At 64.5% G+C, this 16031-nt stretch carries 14 protein-coding genes; 4 read left to right on the plus strand and 10 right to left on the minus strand.

Translation table 11 applies throughout. The features are described from left to right. Positions 1–30 precede the first annotated feature (30 nt). Entirely contained in the window at positions 31–507 is a 477-nt protein-coding gene (locus RUGAMON1_RS13970) for a low molecular weight protein-tyrosine-phosphatase (RefSeq protein WP_445231077.1), read from the minus strand. Between the two features lie 51 nt (positions 508–558). On the opposite strand from RUGAMON1_RS13970, the gene RUGAMON1_RS13975 reads away from it, so the two are divergent. Genes RUGAMON1_RS13975 through RUGAMON1_RS13985 form a run of 3 tightly spaced genes read left to right on the plus strand, consistent with a single transcriptional unit; the run spans position 559 to position 2848 of the window. Then, positions 559–1527 (plus strand): AraC family transcriptional regulator, encoded by a 969-nt coding sequence (locus RUGAMON1_RS13975; protein ID WP_445231078.1) that lies wholly within the window; start codon positions 559–561, stop codon positions 1525–1527. 10 nt (positions 1528–1537) lie between these two features. After that, the gene (locus RUGAMON1_RS13980; protein WP_445231079.1) at positions 1538–2434 is read left to right on the plus strand and encodes an alpha/beta hydrolase family protein; all 897 of its coding nucleotides are present in this window, start codon (positions 1538–1540) and stop codon (positions 2432–2434) included. 51 nt (positions 2435–2485) lie between these two features. Next, positions 2486–2848: a DUF4870 family protein gene (locus RUGAMON1_RS13985; protein WP_445231080.1), complete on the plus strand. Its 363-nt coding sequence runs from the start codon at positions 2486–2488 to the stop codon at positions 2846–2848. On the opposite strand, the gene RUGAMON1_RS13990 is transcribed toward RUGAMON1_RS13985, so the two are convergent. The 5 genes from RUGAMON1_RS13990 to rimO form a co-directional block, all read right to left on the minus strand. Next, the gene (locus RUGAMON1_RS13990) at positions 2845–4290 is read right to left on the minus strand and encodes a UdgX family uracil-DNA binding protein (protein ID WP_445231081.1); all 1446 of its coding nucleotides are present in this window, start codon (positions 4288–4290) and stop codon (positions 2845–2847) included. The two genes, RUGAMON1_RS13985 and RUGAMON1_RS13990, sit on opposite strands and share 4 nt — an antisense overlap. After that, on the minus strand, positions 4287–5516 hold the full coding sequence (locus tag RUGAMON1_RS13995) for a putative DNA modification/repair radical SAM protein (RefSeq protein ID WP_445231082.1): 1230 nt from the start codon (positions 5514–5516) through the stop codon (positions 4287–4289). Before RUGAMON1_RS13995 ends, RUGAMON1_RS13990 begins: the two co-directional genes overlap by 4 nt. A gap of 49 nt (positions 5517–5565) precedes the next feature. Then, complete coding sequence (hisC, locus tag RUGAMON1_RS14000) at positions 5566–6621, minus strand: histidinol-phosphate transaminase (RefSeq protein ID WP_445231083.1); 1056 nt, start codon at positions 6619–6621, stop codon at positions 5566–5568. Further along, positions 6618–7787, minus strand: coding sequence for a cystathionine beta-lyase (locus tag RUGAMON1_RS14005; protein ID WP_445231084.1), 1170 nt, complete (start codon positions 7785–7787; stop codon positions 6618–6620). Before RUGAMON1_RS14005 ends, hisC begins: the two co-directional genes overlap by 4 nt. A 70-nt stretch (positions 7788–7857) precedes the next feature. After that, positions 7858–9249, minus strand: a complete 1392-nt coding sequence (gene rimO / locus RUGAMON1_RS14010; RefSeq protein ID WP_445231085.1) for a 30S ribosomal protein S12 methylthiotransferase RimO — start codon at positions 9247–9249, stop codon at positions 7858–7860. 140 nt (positions 9250–9389) lie between these two features. On the opposite strand from rimO, the gene RUGAMON1_RS14015 reads away from it, so the two are divergent. After that, the gene (locus tag RUGAMON1_RS14015) at positions 9390–10397 is read left to right on the plus strand and encodes a LacI family DNA-binding transcriptional regulator (protein ID WP_445231086.1); all 1008 of its coding nucleotides are present in this window, start codon (positions 9390–9392) and stop codon (positions 10395–10397) included. A gap of 88 nt (positions 10398–10485) precedes the next feature. On the opposite strand, the gene RUGAMON1_RS14020 is transcribed toward RUGAMON1_RS14015, so the two are convergent. The 4 genes from RUGAMON1_RS14020 to RUGAMON1_RS14035 all read right to left on the minus strand — a co-directional run bounded on the left by RUGAMON1_RS14020 (position 10486) and on the right by RUGAMON1_RS14035 (position 16031). Continuing rightward, positions 10486–12906, minus strand: a complete 2421-nt coding sequence (locus RUGAMON1_RS14020; RefSeq protein ID WP_445231087.1) for a TonB-dependent receptor — start codon at positions 12904–12906, stop codon at positions 10486–10488. A gap of 155 nt (positions 12907–13061) precedes the next feature. Beyond that, positions 13062–14156, minus strand: a complete 1095-nt coding sequence (locus tag RUGAMON1_RS14025) for an ABC transporter ATP-binding protein (RefSeq protein WP_445231088.1) — start codon at positions 14154–14156, stop codon at positions 13062–13064. Between the two features lie 13 nt (positions 14157–14169). Beyond that, positions 14170–15114 (minus strand): carbohydrate ABC transporter permease, encoded by a 945-nt coding sequence (locus RUGAMON1_RS14030; RefSeq protein ID WP_445231089.1) that lies wholly within the window; start codon positions 15112–15114, stop codon positions 14170–14172. 32 nt (positions 15115–15146) lie between these two features. Continuing rightward, positions 15147–16031 carry a carbohydrate ABC transporter permease gene (locus RUGAMON1_RS14035; RefSeq protein ID WP_445231090.1) on the minus strand — a complete coding sequence of 295 codons (885 nt, stop codon included), beginning with the start codon at positions 16029–16031 and terminating at the stop codon, positions 15147–15149.

Here is a 16031-nt window from a genome sequence, read left to right on the forward strand (position 1 = left end):
TGCCACCAACTTATCTTTTTCGCAATCGCTTTATTTCACCGTCAGTGCGGCGATCAGGCCATCGGATGCGTCTTCGATATAGTCCAGCACCATGTCGAAGCCGCGGCCGCCGCCATAGTAGGGGTCGGGCACCACATCCGATGCGGTGTGGCGCGCGTGCGCCATGAACAAGCCCAGTTTATGCCGGTGCTGCGGTGGACACGCCGCCTCCAGCAGGCGCAGATTGTCGTGGTCCATCGCCAGCACATGATCGAAGGTTTCGAAGTCGTTGGCCGCCACCTTGCGCGCGCGCTGCGCCGACAAATCGTAGCCGCGGTTGGCGGCATGCTCCATCGACCGCGCATCGGGCGGTTCGCCGACATGGTAGCCGTGGGTGCCGGCGGAATCGATGAGGAAGCGGTCCGCCAGGCCGGCCGCCTCGACGCGGCGACGGAACACGCCCTCCGCCGTCGGCGAACGGCAGATATTCCCCATGCAGACAAACAGCACTGAAGTTTTCACAGCCACACCCGCTCCTTATATAATCAACACTGTTGTATTTTATAGATTTTAATACAAATGAGCCTTCCCAACGACCAGTCCCCGCGCGCCGAGTATGCGCGGCGCATGAACCGTGTGCTGAACTACATCGACGCCCATCTGGACCAGCCGTTGGAACTGGCACAGCTGGCCGACATCGCCAACTTCTCGCGCTTCCACTTTCATCGCATCTTCCAGTCGTGGATGGGCGAAACCCTGGGCGACTACGCGCGCCGCCGCCGGCTGGAAAAAGCCGCGTTCCGCCTGAGCTGCACGCCGCCCGAATCGGTGCTGGCAACGGCGCTGGCCACCGGCTTCGGTTCTGGCGAAGCATTTGCGCGCGCCTTTAAACTCAGGTTCGGCTGCACGCCGACCGAGTGGCGGCGCGACACCCTGGAGCGGCTGGCCTCGCAAGCGCTGGGCGGCAACCGCCGCGCCGAGAGCAATCTGGATCAGGTGTTGAGCAACTACGATCAGACGCCGCAAACCGGCATCGGCGACGATGACATCTCCAACCACGAATCAGGAGATTTCAACATGGACGTTAAAGTGATCGATTTGCCCGCCGCACGTGTCGCCTATCATCGCCACTTCGGCCCCTACGGCCCCGGCATCGGCGCCTTCTGGCGCGCCACGGTGTCGCCGTGGATACAGTCGCACGGCCTGGACCAGCAACTGTGCTACGGCGTCAGCTACGACGACCCGAGCATCACGCCGCCCGACAAGTGCCGCTACGATGCCTGCATCACCGTGCCGGAAAGCTTCACCGCCACCGGCTCGGCCGACATCGCCACCCTGCCCGGCGGCCGTTACGCCGTCGCCCACTTCGAAGGCCAGCCCGCGGAGATCAGCGACGCCTGGACCTGGTTGACGCGCAACTGGCTGCCCTCCAGCGGCTTGCAGTGCGACGACCGCCCTTGCTTCGAAATGTTCAGGCCCGATCTGGCGATGGACCCGAAGAGCTGTGCGATGACGCTGGACATCTGCATTCCCGTTCGACCGCTGTAAGGAGCAAACTATGGTTCAGGTATGCGGTTGTCGCCTGGTCGACATCGATGACGCGGTACAGGGTGCGGTGGTGCCGCTGGCGCTGCTCTATCCCGCCGACGGCGTCGAAGCGGCCGAACACTTCGGTCCCTACACCGTGAACCTCGCCAGGGATGCGCCGCCGGCCGCCGGCGCGTATCCGCTGGTGCTGATCTCGCACGGCAATGCCGGCACGCCGTGGGCCTACCGGCAGATGGCCAGGCATCTGGTGCAGGCCGGCTTTGTGGTGGCGCTGCCCGCGCATACCGGCAACACGCGCCACGACAACAGCCTGGCCGGCACCGCCGCCAACCTGGCCAACCGGCCGCGCCATATCACGCTGGCCATCGACGCGGCGCTGGCCGACCCTGTGCTCAGACACCATGTCGCCGGCGACGGCATCGCCGTCATCGGCCATTCGATCGGCGGCTATACGGCGCTGGCGGCGGCCGGCGGCCAGCCCTGGTCCGGCCCGCGCGAAAGCAAGGATGGCCTGCCGCAGCCGGTACCAGTGCAGGCCGACGCGCGCGTGCGGGCGCTGGTGCTGCTCAATCCCGCCACCTTCTGGTTCGTCGACGGCTCGCTGCAAGCGGTGCGCGCGCCGATACTGATGCGCACCGGCGAGAAGGACGACATTACGCCAGCCGAACATGCGCAGAAAATCATCGACGGCGTGGCCGATGCATCGCTGGTCGAGCAGCGCGAGATAGCGGGCGCCGGCCACTTCGCCTTCATGAGCAAGTTCCCGCCGGAGATGACGCGGCCGAACTTCAAGCCTTCGCAGGACCCGCCGGGCTTCGACCGCGACACCGTCCAGCCGGAGCTGTTCGCCGACGTTACGGAATTTTTACGGCGGACGCTGCGTCCGACGGCACCGTGCGCCGTATAAAATACGCCGTCGTTATACTGAATGCATCAACCCATAATGAAAGGAACGATCATGTCGCAAGAACTGGTACTGGACGGCCGCCTCGATTCCGCCAAGAGCACCGCCTGGTGGCTGTATATCGTCCACGCGGTCAGCTTCGTCTTTTCGCTCGGACTGTTTTCGGTGATCCCGCTGGCCATCAACTATCTGCAGCGTCCCAGTACCGAAGGCACTTTCGTCCACAGTCATCACAGCTGGATGATCCGTTCGTTCTGGTGGTACGTGGTGTTCGTGGCTGTGGGCGCGCTGTTGTTCGTCACCATCATCGGCATTCCATTGGCCTACCTGGTCTGGCTGGGCGCATGGCTGTGGAAGGCGTATCGCCTGATCAGCGGCTTGATGCGCCTGAACCGCAACGAGGCCGCCGCGATTTAATTGTCCAGCAAAGCCAGCGCCCGGCGCAAGCCATCGACGATGACCTGGTATGCCTCGCGCCGGCTGGTCTCGTCCGGCGCCCGCAGCACATAGGATGGGTGGTACACCGTCACCACCCATCGCTCGTCGTGCCGGAACGGCGCATCCATGAACGACTTCATCGTGGCGCTGCCGTCTTGCATCACCGACTTCAGCGCGGTGCTGCCCAGTGCCACCACCACCTCCGGCCGCACCCGCGCCAGCTCTTCCTCCAGCCACAGATGGCAGGCGCTGATTTCCTTTTGCGCCGGCGTCTTGTGCAAGCGGCGCTTGCCGCGCAGCTCCCACTTGAAATGCTTGACGGCGTTGGTCAGGTAAATGCTGCTGCGGTTCATGCCCGCTTCCTCCATGGCCCGCTCCAGCACCGCGCCGGCCGGGCCGACGAACGGCAAGCCCTCCAGATCTTCCTGGTCGCCGGGCTGTTCGCCCACCAGCATGATGCGGGCGCGCAGCGGACCGACGCCCGGCACGGCCTGGGTCGCGTTCTTCCACAATTCGCAGCGGCGGCACTGGTCCAGCGTGGACGGATGCGCGCGCTGCGGCTGGGCATGCGCCGCGTCGACGGCGATGGCGCTGCCGCCGCGCCGGCCGACGGCCACCGCCTGGCCGGTGCGCCGCTCGCCGTTGGCGGCGGCGCTGATCATCGCCGGCACGACGGCGCCCTCCGGCAGGTTCTTCCAGAAGCGCGACGGAATATGGCTGCGCAGCAGATCCGCGTTCAGGCGCGCCGGATTGAAGATGCTGCGGTAGTAGGTCAGCCATAAGGCTTCGCCGGCGTCCTCGATGTCGGCAGCGCTGCGCAGCAGGGACGGCGCTTCGTGCAGCGCTGCGCCGTCCCACAGCACGGCCGCCTGCGGCGTGGCGATCATCCACGTGACGTTGCCCATGCGCCGCGCGAAATGGCCGGCGACCTGCGGCAACACATGGTGCGTCGGCTCGAACCAGGCGACAAAGCGCGGCGCGCCGTCCTCCTCCTTGCGCTCCCTGAAACGCAGATAGGCGTGCATATCGTGCTCCTCCCGATGGACCGCCTTGACCATGCCATGCAGCCGGGCGCCGTCGGCATCGGCTGGCGACATGACGTCATGCTCGCCGCGCTGCCAGCGCCACACCACCTTGTACAGAAAGGCCCAGCGGTCGCCGGCATTGTGGCAGGACGCGGCCTCCAGCAACGCCATCAGCTGGCGCGGCAGGCGAATTGCCGGCTGCTCCGCGCCGTCGCCGGCGCAGCCCGCCGGCTGGGCCAATGCGGGGGCCGCCGACGCGTCCGACAGCAAGTCGCCCGCGCCGTCGCCCGCCAACCATTCTATGTATTCCGGCGCGACGCGGCGCGCGATTAGGCCGCGCGCCGCCTGCCGCCACTCGTCGAATGACCGGACCACCGGCGCGGCAAGCGCGGTCATGCGGCCTGCAGTTCCGGCCACAGGTTCATCTGTTGCGGCGCATCGGCCATCGCCCGCCGCAGATGCTCGGACGGCGTGGTGTCGCGCGCCGGCATGTAGTCGGCCGTGATGATGAACGGCGCGATCTTCTTCATGCTGCAACGCAGCCGCGACAGGTCGGCATAGCGGATTTGCCGCAGCCGCCGCAGGTCCGCCAGCCGCTGCGCGTTGCGCAGGCCGATGCCGGGCACGCGCGCGATCATGTGCGGCTCGGCGCGGTTCAGGTCCATCGGAAAATGCTCGCGGTGCGCCAGCGCCCAGGCCAGCTTGGGATCGATATCGAGCGCCAGGTTGCCGCTGGCCGGCAGCAGTTCGCCGACCTGGAAGCCGTAGCTGCGCAGCAGGAAGTCGGCCTGGTACAGGCGGTGCTCGCGCAGCATCGGCGGCGGCGCCAGCGGCACGCTTTTCGGACTTTGCGGAATCGGGCTGAAGGCCGAGTAGTACACGCGTTTGAGCTTGTAGCTGCCGTACAGCGTTTCGGCTGTGGACAGGATCTGCTGGTCGTCGCTGGCGTCGGCGCCGACTATCATCTGCGTGCTCTGCCCGGCCGGCGCGAAGCGCGGCGCCTTCGGCTCCCCGGCCTTTTCATCGAGCTTGCGGCGTATCGCGCCCATCGCCAGCTTGATGGTCTGGACGCTCTTTTCCGGCGCCAGCTTCTGCACGCTGTCCTGGGTCGGCAGTTCGATGTTGACGCTGAGGCGGTCGGCATACCGGCCGGCCGCCGCGATCAGCGCCGGATCGGCGTCCGGGATGGTCTTCAGGTGGATGTAGCCGCGGAACTGGTGCACCTCTCGCAGTTCGCGCGCCACCTGCACCAGCTGCTCCATCGTGTAGTCGGCCGAGCGGATGATGCCTGAGCTGAGGAACAGGCCATCGATGTAATTGCGGAGGTAGAAATCGGTGGTCAGCTTGACCACCTCCGCCACCGAAAAGCGGGCGCGCGGCACGTTGGAGCTGCGCCGATTGACGCAGTACTGGCAGTCGTACAGGCAGTAGTTGGTCAGCAGGACCTTCAGCAGCGAGACGCAGCGCCCATCCGGCGTATAGCTGTGGCAGATGCCCATGCCGGTGGTGGCGCCGAATCCGTCCTTGCCGATGGAACTGCGCTTGGGCGCGCCGCTGCTGGCGCAGGAGGCGTCATATTTGGCCGCATCCGCCAGGATTTCCAGCTTGTCCGTCAATTCCATCGCAGCCCCTGATATACTGTGTTTTTATACAGTATATCAGAAGGACTTGCTAAAGTATCGCTTTCAGCGCCTCGACCAGCTTCGCACATTCTTCATCCGTGCCGATGGAGATGCGCAGGAACTGGTCGATACGCGCCTGCTTGAAGTGGCGCACCAGGATCGACCGCTCGCGCAAGCCCGCCGCCAACTGCACCGCGTCGTAGCCGGGATGGCGGGCGAAGATGAAGTTGGCCGCCGACGGCAGCACCTCGAAGCCCAGCGCCCGCATCTGCGCGGTCAGCCACGCGCGCGTGGCGATGATCGCTTGCGAGGTCTGCTCCATGTGGGCCAGATCGTCCAACGCAGCCACCGCGCCGGCCTGCGCCACCTGCCCCAGGGGATAGCAGTTGAAGCTGTTCTTCACGCGCTCCAGGCCCGCGATCAGGTCGGGATGGCCGACGGCATAACCGACCCGCAGTCCGGCCAGCGAACGCGATTTGGACAACGTCTGGATCACCAGCAGATTGTCGTAGCGGCCCAGCAGCGCGATCGCGCTTTGTCCGCCGAAATCGACATAGGCTTCGTCGACCACCACCACCTGCTCGGGATGGTCGGCCACCAGCGCTTCGATCCGCTCCAGCGGCAGCGCGATGCCGGTCGGCGCGTTCGGATTGGCGATGATGATGGCGCCGCACGGCTGGCGATAATCCTCAACGTCGATCTCGAAGCGCTGGTTCAACGGCAGCTGCACCGCCGTGATGCCATACAAGCTGCAATAGGTCGGATAAAAACTGTAGCTGATGTCCGGGCAAAGCAGCGGCAGCTCGTGCTTGAGCAAGGCGTGGAAGGTATGTGCCAGCACCTCATCCGAGCTGTTGCCGATGAAGACCTGCTCGCGCACCAGGCCGAAGCGGCGCGCCACCGCGTCCTTCACGACGGCGTTGCCCGGATCGGAGTACTTGCGCAACTGGTCGCCGACGGCGGCCTGCATCGCCGCCACCGCCTTGGGCGAAGGCCCGTAGGGATTCTCGTTGGTGTTGAGTTTGACGAGGCCGGGCATCTGCACCTGCTCGCCCGGCGTGTACGGCGTCAGGCCGTGGACTACATCGCTCCAGAAGCGGCTCATGCCAGTTCTCCCAGCGCGCGCTCGATATCCGCGATCAAATCGTTGACGTCCTCCAGGCCCACGTTGAAGCGCACCAGTATGCCCTTGTCCCGCCAATCCTTGCGCATGTGCTGTATCCGGTAAGGCATCACCAGGCTGTTGGCGCCACCCCAGCTGTAGCCGATCTTGAAGAACTTGAGCGCGTCGACGAAGCGGTCGGTCTGCTCCTCGGTATAGCGCTCGTCGAACAGCACGGAGAACAAGCCGCCGGCGCCGCTAAAGTCGCGCTTCCAGATTTCGTGGCCGGGGCAATCGGTAAAGGCCGGATGCAGCACCTTGGTGATTTCCGGGCGCGCCTGCAACCACGCGGCCAGCTTGCGCGCCGCCGCGTCGTGCGCGTCGAAGCGCAAACGCATGGTCGGCAGGCCGCGCGAGACCAGGTAGGCGTCGTCCGCGCCGACGCCCATGCCGAGCCGCATGTGCGAAAGGCTGAGCTTTTCGTGCAGCGCCGCGTCGCGCGTGATGACGGCGCCCATCAGCACATCCGATCCGCCGGACTGGTACTTGGTCAGCGCCTGCATGATGATGTCGACGCCAAGCTCGAAGCCGCGCAGCGCCAGGCCGGCGGACCAGGTGTTGTCCAGCGCGACCACCACGCCGCGCTCATGCGCCGCCTTGCAGATGGCCGGCAGGTCGGGCACTTCCATCGACACCGAACCCGGCGCCTCGGTCCAGATCAGCTTTGTGTTCGGCCGGATCAGCGCGGCGATGCCCTCGCCGATCAGCGGATCGTAGTAGCGCGCGGTGATGCCGTAGTCGGCCGACAGCCAGCGTCCCAGCTCGCGATTGGGGTTGTAGACGTTGTCGGGCAACAGCACGTCGTCGCCGGATTTGAGCAGCGCGAAATCGACCATGGCGATGGCCGCCAGGCCGCTGGGCGCCAGCAGGCAGTACTTGCCGTCCTCGATCTCGGCCAGGCGCGCCTCCAGCGTGAAGGTGGTCGGCGTGCCGTGCAGGCCGTAGGTATAGGCGTTCTTCTCTTTCCAGTCGCCCGAGCGCATGGCCGCCACGTTCTTGAACAGTACTGTCGAGGCATGGTGGATGGCGCCGGGGAAAGCGGCAAAGCCTTCCGGCGCCTGATAGTCGGTATGTACGAGTGCGGTCTGCGGGGATTTTTTGATGGTCATGATGAAAATAGACGGACGAAAAAAAAAGGCGGTCCATTGCTGGTCCGCCTTCATTATAGGTTCGATTCGCTTATTGCGCTTCGCCCCACAGATCGTGGGCGTCGGAGGTGGTGATCTTGACGTCGAAGAACTGGCCGACGGCCAGCTTCTTGTGCGGCTCATACGGCGGCTTGACGTACACCACGCCGTCGATTTCCGGCGCGTCGGCGCTGGAGCGGCCCACGCCGCCGCTGCGGTTGACTTCATCGATCAGCACGCGCACGGTGGTGCCGACCTTGGCCTTCAGGCGCGCTTTCGAGATTTCTTCCTGCAGCAGCATCACGCGGCCGCGGCGCTCTTCGCGCAGCTCTTCCGGCACCGGGTTCGCCAGTTCGTTGGCGGTGGCGCCTTCGACCGGCGAGTAAGCGAAGCAACCCAGGCGGTCGATCTGCGCTTCCCTCAGGAAGTCCAGCAGGTATTCGAATTCGGCCTCGGTCTCGCCGGGGAAGCCGGCGATGAAGGTCGAACGGATGGTCAGGTTCGGATTCATCGCGCGCCAGGCCAGGATGCGGTCCAGGTTTTTCTCGCCGCTGGCCGGACGCTTCATGCGCTTCAGCACATCGGGATGCGCGTGCTGCATCGGGATGTCCAGGTACGGGAGGATATGCTCGCCCATCATCGGGATGACCTGGTCGACGTGCGGGTATGGGTACACGTAGTGCATGCGCACCCAGGCGCCATACGACTTGGCCAGCTCGCCCAGCGCTTCCATCAGCTGCGTCATGTGGGTCTTGATCGGACGGCCGTTCCAGAAGCCGGTGCGGAACTTGACGTCGACGCCGTAGGCCGAGGTGTCCTGCGAAATCACCAGCAGTTCCTTGACGCCGGACTTGAACAGGTTCTCCGCTTCCAGCATCAGCTCACCGATCGGACGCGAGACCAGGTCGCCGCGCATCGAAGGAATGATGCAGAACGAGCAGCGGTGGTTGCAGCCTTCGGAGATCTTCAGGTAGGCGTAGTGCTTAGGCGTCAGCTTGATGCCCTGCGCCGGGATCAGGTCGAGGAAAGGCTCGTGCGGCTTGGGCAGGTGCAGGTGGACCGAGTCCATCACTTCGGCCAGCGCGTGCGGGCCGGTCACGGCCAGCACCTTCGGGTGCACCTTCATGATGATGTCGTCGCCGGCGGCGTCTTTTTTCGCGCCCAGGCAACCGGTCACGATCACGCGGCCGTTTTCGGCCAGCGCTTCGCCGATGGCGTCCAGCGATTCCTGCACCGCGGCGTCGATGAAGCCGCAGGTGTTGACGATGACCAGATCGGCGCCGTCGTAGGACTTGGCCGTCTCGTAGCCTTCGGCACGCAGCTGGGTCAGGATCTGTTCGGAGTCGACCAGCGCTTTAGGGCAGCCGAGCGAGACGAAGCCGACTTTAGGCGCAGGTGCGCCGGTTGCGGGCTTGGGGAGACGATTGAGTGGTTGCGATTGCATGATAGGTTGCTTTATACGCCATGAAAATTACGAGCAATCGAACATTATACCCCATTCGCCATAGGGAGATCATGATAGGATAGAGGCTAACCCAGTGGCCCGCATCGGCGCGGCTTCCATCACCCAGTTCAGGAGAATTCGTGGCAACGCTGAAAGACGTCGCAGTGCTCGCCGGTGTAGGCATGTCGACAGCATCGCGCGCCATTTCCGGCGCCGGTCCGGTATCGGCCGAGGCGATGAAAAAGGTCCAGGCCGCGATCGAACAACTCAATTTCCGCCCCTCGTCCATCGGCCGCTCGCTGTCGGCGCAGTCGCTGGGCATGATCGGGATATTCACGCCCTCCTTCTTCGGCGCCTACTATGGCACCATCCTCAAACAGACCGACGTCGAGCTGCGCGCCATGCGCCGGCACGTGGTCGTGGCCACCGGCTGCGGCGACAGCTCGCCGCGCGACGAGGCGGTGGAAGCGGTCAAGTTCCTGATCGGCCGCGATTGCGACGGCATCGTGGTGCTGGGTCATGACCTGTACGACGAGGACCTGATCTCGCTGCAAAAAATGCATCCGAAGATGGCCTTCCTCAACCGCCGCAGCCCGCAGCTGCCCGATGCGTCGTTCTGCCCCGATCATTATCACGGCGGCGAACTGGCGGCGCAGACCTTGCTGCAAGCGGGCCATCGCGAACTGGCGGTGATCTCCGGCCCGGCCACCACGTCGGACAACAAGGAGCGCCTGGATGGCTTCTTCGCCGAGCTGCAACGCAATGGCATCGAGCGTTCGGCGGTGCGGCTGATCGAGTCGGACTTTTCGCGCGAGGGTGGCTTCAGCGCCACGCAGCAGTTAATCAACGAGGGCCGCAAGTTCACGGGCCTGTTCTGCGCCAACGATGAAATGGCGGTCGGCGCCCTGTCCTGTTTCCACCGCGCCGGCATCAGCGTGCCGAACGAGGTGTCCGTGATCGGCTATGACGATGACTACTCGGCCGAGTATTCGTCGCCGGGTTTGACGTCGGTGCATATCCCGATGCAGCAGTTGACGCAGAACGCCGTACGCTGGCTGCTCAACCTGTGCTACGGCACCCAGCACGAAATCGTCCGCGACTTCCCCGTCACAGTGACGATGCGCGGCTCGGTCGCCCAGCGCGCTTAACCCCCACCGCAAAGGGGTCTGACCCCGTACGGGGTCAGACCCCAGGTTTCCGGGTTAAAAAAAGCCGGCATCGCTGCCGGCCTGCTTCTTAGAACTTCATCGACACGCGGCCGCCGAAAGTGCGCGGATTGTTGTAGTACGCCGCCCAGATCTGCTGCGTCGGCTGGCATGGCGCGCCGACCTGCGTGCAGACTTCGATGGCGTCATACTTCACCGCCTTGTCGGTGGCGTTGTTGACGAACAGCTCCGCCGTGTAAGCCTTGTTCAGCGGTTCGTAGCGCACGCTCAGGTCCAGCGTGGTGTAGGCCTTCTGCTGCTTCACGCCCGGATGGCCCGGCACATCGGTGTTGAACGCTCCCGAACCGACAAACGATTCCGACTCGTAGTGCGCCGAAGCGCGCGGCGTGATGCGGCCCTTGCCGGTGTCGAAGTCATGCTCGTACATCAGCGTCGCCGCGAACGTCGGCGCGTGCTTCAACACGGCGCCGCCGACATTGACGGTCGGCGCGGTGGTGCCGCAGGCCTGGTTGTTGGCGCGCGCCGCATCCACGTCGCAGGACAGGAAGTCGTCATAGCGCGCCTTCAGCCAGGTGGCGTTGCCGCTGAAGCGGTCGGCGCTGGTCGGACGATAACTCCATTCCGCTTCGACGCCCTTGACCGAGGCGCCGGCCGCGTTGAAGTTTTGCAGCGTGTTGTTCACCACCTGCGATTCCAGCTTGTCCTTGTACTTCATCCAGAACGCGTCCAGGTTCAGCGACAGCTTGCGGTCGAACAGGTCCGACTTGAAGCCGACTTCGTAGCTGGTCAGCTTTTCCGGCTTGGTGGTGGCGCCGCCGTCGCCGATGGCCGGCGAGTGGAAGCCTGTGGTCACCGAGGCAAAGGTCAGGATGTCCTTGGTGGGCTTGTACTCGACGCGGCCCAGCCAGGTGGACTGGCCGTATTTCAGGTCGGCGGTGTTGTCGCCGTAGGTGTTGCCGCAGGTTTGCTGGTTCACCACACCGCCGGGGCCGATGTTGTGGGTGTTGATGGTGCCGACGCCCGGCGTCACCAGTTGCGCGATCTGGTTCGGGGTCAGGTTGACGGTGCCGCGCGGCGCGTTGTCCGGCCAGTTCGGACAGGCCCAGTTCTGGCCGCCGATATCGAACTTGTGGTCCTTGGTGTAGCGCGCGCCGCCGGTGACCTTCCACAGCGGATCGATGTCGTAGCTGGCCTGCGCGAACACGGCTTTCGAATGCAGCTCGCGGTCGCCCTGGATGAAGGACATCGCCGACGCATACTGGCCCACGGTAGGCTGGACGAAGATCACGCTGCCGCTGGCGATATCCTGGTCCAGCATGGCCTGCGAAATCTGGCTGCGGTCGATATCGAAGCGGATCTTGTTCTTCTCGCGGAAGAAGAACAGGCCGCCCACCCATTGCAGCGGCGCTTCCGAGTCCGAACGCAGCTGGATTTCGTTGGAGACGCTGTCGAACTGGCTCCACTCGGTGCGGTTCTCGGCCTTGAAGCCGGGGTAGAAACCGGCGTCGGCATCGCTGCCGTTGGTGCGTTTCAAGCGGCTCCACGCGCCCAGGTACTGCGTCGCCAGGCCGTCCATCGGACGCCATTCAACCTTGGCCTTTGCGGTGATGATGGACTGGTCCAGCGTGCCCGGCGTGTCGATCAGCGCCGAGCGCAGGTCCTGGCCCGGCTTCGGTTCGGCCGACAGGTAGATGTTGCCGGCGCCGGTGTCGCTGTAGTAATCGCCGATGAAAGTCGCCTTCAGGTCGGGCGTAAACTTCCACAGCAGTGAGGCGCGCGCGCCCTGCTGGTCGCCGGCGCCGTATTTCTTGGTGCCCGGCTGGACGTTCGAGCCTTTGAGGAAGTCGACGTAACCGTCGTGCTGGTCCTTGATGGCGGCGATGCGCAGCGCGATGTCATCGCTGAGCGGGATGTTCATCATGGCCTGGGCCTGGATATGATGGTAGTCGCCCAGCGTGATGCTGGCGGAGCCGAAAGTCTTGGCGGTGCTGGGCGCGCCGGAGACCAGGTTGACCGCGCCGGCGGTGGAGTTACGGCCGTTCAGCGTACCTTGCGGGCCGCGCGCGACTTCGACGTGGTTCAGGTCATACATCAGCGCCGTTGCGCCCTGGGGACGCGGCACGTAGATGCCGTCGACATAGAACGCCACGGCCGGGTCGCCCAATTCGGTGTGGTTGGCCGAGCCGACGCCGCGCATGTAGACATGCACGCCGCCCGAGTCGCTGTGCGGTTCCACCACCAGGCTAGGCACCATGGCGGTCATCGTCGCCAGGTCCTTGACCTGGTTGTTGGCCAGTGTGTCCTGCGTATAGGCGGTGATCGCCAGCGGCGTGTCCTGCACCAGCGTGTCGCGCCGGGTGGCGGTGACGATGATCTTTTCCACTTCGCCGCCCGCTTGCGCCACCGGCGCGGCCTGCTGCGCCAGGGCGCCGCCGGCGAATGCGAACTGCGCGATCTGCGCAATACTCAAGGCTAAAATCGTTTTCTTCATTTTGTCTGTCCTCGCTTCTTCCATCAGTTTAGTTTGCGTGCCCCGTTCTGTGTGACGGCTTATGCACGTGTGGAACCGGTGCCACCGCAAGGCGCACCGATGCGGCGGGCCATGCCGTGGCGGCCCGGTCTTACAACACAGCTGCTACTACGGTGTCAGAGCCGCTGTTCGCTGGCCCCGTCGAAAAGAGAAATGCGCTTGGTGCGGATCGAGAAGCTGATGTCCTTCTCGGTTTCGAGATGCTGCTGGTCCTGCACGATGCCCGCGACCTGGGTGCCGTGGAAGTCCAGCCATAACACGCGGTGCGCGCCCATCGCCTCGATCAGCGAGACCGATGCGCACACCACGTTTTCAGCGCCGTCGCAATTGCCGACGTCGATGTCTTCAGGCCGCACGCCCAGTACACATTCGTGCCGGGCGTGCTGTGTGGCCGGCTGCTGCTTGAATGGATAATCCGTCACGTCGACGGACACGTGGTCGTTGCGGAACAAGGTGCGCCCGCCCTGCTGTTCCAGCCAGCCCTTGAACAGGTTCATGCCCGGCGAACCGAGGAAGGTCGCCACGAACAGATTGGCCGGCTCGTTGTAGATGTTGGCCGGGGTGTCGAACTGCTGCACCACGCCGCCCTTCATCACCGCCATGCGCTGCGCCAGCGTCATCGCCTCGACCTGGTCGTGGGTCACGTAGATCATGGTGGCGCCGAGCTGCTTGTGTAGCTGCTTCAGTTCGCGCCGCAGTTCGGTGCGCAGCTTGGCGTCCAGGTTGGAGAGCGGCTCGTCGAACAGCATCACGTCCGCCTCGCGCACGATGGCGCGGCCGATCGCCACGCGCTGACGCTGGCCGCCGGACAGGTTGGCCGGCTTGCGCTTCAACAGCGGCCCCAGTTGCAGCATGTCCGAAGCGCGCGCGACGCGGCGGGCGATTTCCGCTTTCGGCGTGCCGTTGATGCGCAGGCCGAAGGACATATTGGCCTCCACGTTCATGGTCGGATACAGCGCATACGACTGGAACACCAGCGCGATGCCGCGATCCTTCGGGTCGGCCCAGGTCATGTCCTTGCCGCCGATTTCGATCTGGCCGGAGGTGGTGTCGATCAGGCCCGCGATGGAATGCAGCAGCGTCGATTTGCCGCAACCCGATGGGCCCAGCAGCACCACGAACTCCCCTGCCTTCACGTCAAGGTTCAGGGACTCGATGACCTTGTTGCCGCCCAACTGGATTTGCAGATTACGAATAGCTACGTTAGACATGTTTAACCCTAAGTTAACCTTTAACCGCGCCGGAGGCGATGCCGCGCACAAACCAGCGGCCGGAGATGAAATAGAGAGCCAGCGGCACGACCGACGTCAGGATGGTCGCAGCCATGTTGACGTTGTACAGGCGCTCGCCGGTGGTGGTGTTGATGATGTTGTTCAGCTGGACCGTCATCGGCAGATGCTCGGAACCAGCGAACACCAGGCCAAGCAGGAAGTCGTTCCAGATGCCCGTGACCTGCATGATGACAGCGACCACGATCACCGGCGTCGACATCGGCAACATCAGCTGCAGGAAGATGCGCCAGAAACCGCCGCCGTCGATACGGGCGGCCTTGAACAGCTCCATCGGCAACGCCGCGTAGTAGTTACGGAACAGCAGCGTCATCACCGGCATGCCGAAGATGGTATGGATCAGCACAATGCCGGGCAAGGAGCTGAACAAATTCACCGCAGCCAGCACGCGCACCAGCGGATACACCATCACCTGCACCGGTATGAAGGCGCCCATCATCAGGATCGCGAACAGCAGCCCCGCGCCGCGCGGCCGCCAGAACGACAGCGCATAGCCGTTCACCGCGCCGATGGCGATCGACAGGATGGTGCTCGGCACCACGATGGACACCGAGTTCCAGAAACCGCCGCGTATGCCGTTGCATTCCAGTCCCGTGCAGGCGGACTGCCACGCCTGCAGCCACGGCTCCAAGGTCGCATGCATCGGCAGCGCGAACAGCGTGCCGAGACGGATCTCTTCCATCGGCTTGACCGACGTCACCAGCATCACGTACAGCGGCAGCAGGAAGAACAGCGCCGCCACGATCAGGAAGCCATAGACGCCGATGCGGGCCGGAGTCCACGCCAGCTTGCGGCGCGGCTTGATGGCCGGCGGAGCCACGCTGGCGACGGTGCTGTCGTTGGCGGCGGCGCCTGGCGCCAGCCCTGCTGCTTTTTCCATTCCTGCCTTATCGAGTTTGACGACCTGTCCCATCATGCCCCCTTGGCCGCGCGGCGGTTACGCACATAGTACAGCGGCGCGACAATAGCCAGCACCGTGGACAGCAGCACGATCGACGCGGCCGACGCGAGGCCGATGTTGGCGCGGCCGAACAGGTAATCCATGATGAACTTGGCCGGCACTTCGCTGGCAGTGCCAGGGCCGCCCTGCGTCATCGCCACCACCGAGTCGAATACTTTGACGACCATGACGAACAGCAGCACGAAGGCGGTGGACACGGACGCTCCCAGCATCGGCAGCACGATGCTGACGTAGACGCGCCAGCGCGGGATGCCGTCGATGCGGGCGGCCTTCCACAATTCCTCGTCCACGCCGCGCAGGCCGGACAGCATCAGCGCCATCACCAGGCCAGAAGCCTGCCACACGGTGGCGATGACGATGGTGTAGATCGCCATGTCCTGGTCGACGATCCAGTCGAACTTGGCGTCGGCAAAGCCCAGCTTGTGCAGCACTTCCTGGATGCCCAGCTCCGGATTCAAGATCCACTGCCAGATCAGGCCCGTGGCCACGAACGACATCGCATACGGATACAGGAAGATGGTGCGCAGCGCGCCTTCGGCCATCACCTTCTGGTCGATGAACACCGCCAGCAGGAAGCCGATGACCAGGCAGGCGGCGATGAACAGCACGCCGTAGACGGCGACGTTTTGCAGCGACAGCAGCCAGCGCTCGTTGTTAAACAGGCGGATGTACTGCGCGGCGCCGACAAAGTCGCTGGCCGGGAAGGTGCGTGAGCTGCTGACCGACACGCGGGCCGTCCACAGCATCGTGCCCAGGTAGGCCAGCAGCACCGTCAATGCCATCGGGATCATGGCGACGTAGGCGGCGATGGAAACGCTCTGACGCTTCTTGGCCAT

Origin of the sequence: Duganella rhizosphaerae (assembly GCF_040364205.1) — a bacterium.
GTDB lineage: Bacteria > Pseudomonadota > Gammaproteobacteria > Burkholderiales > Burkholderiaceae_D > Rugamonas > Rugamonas rhizosphaerae.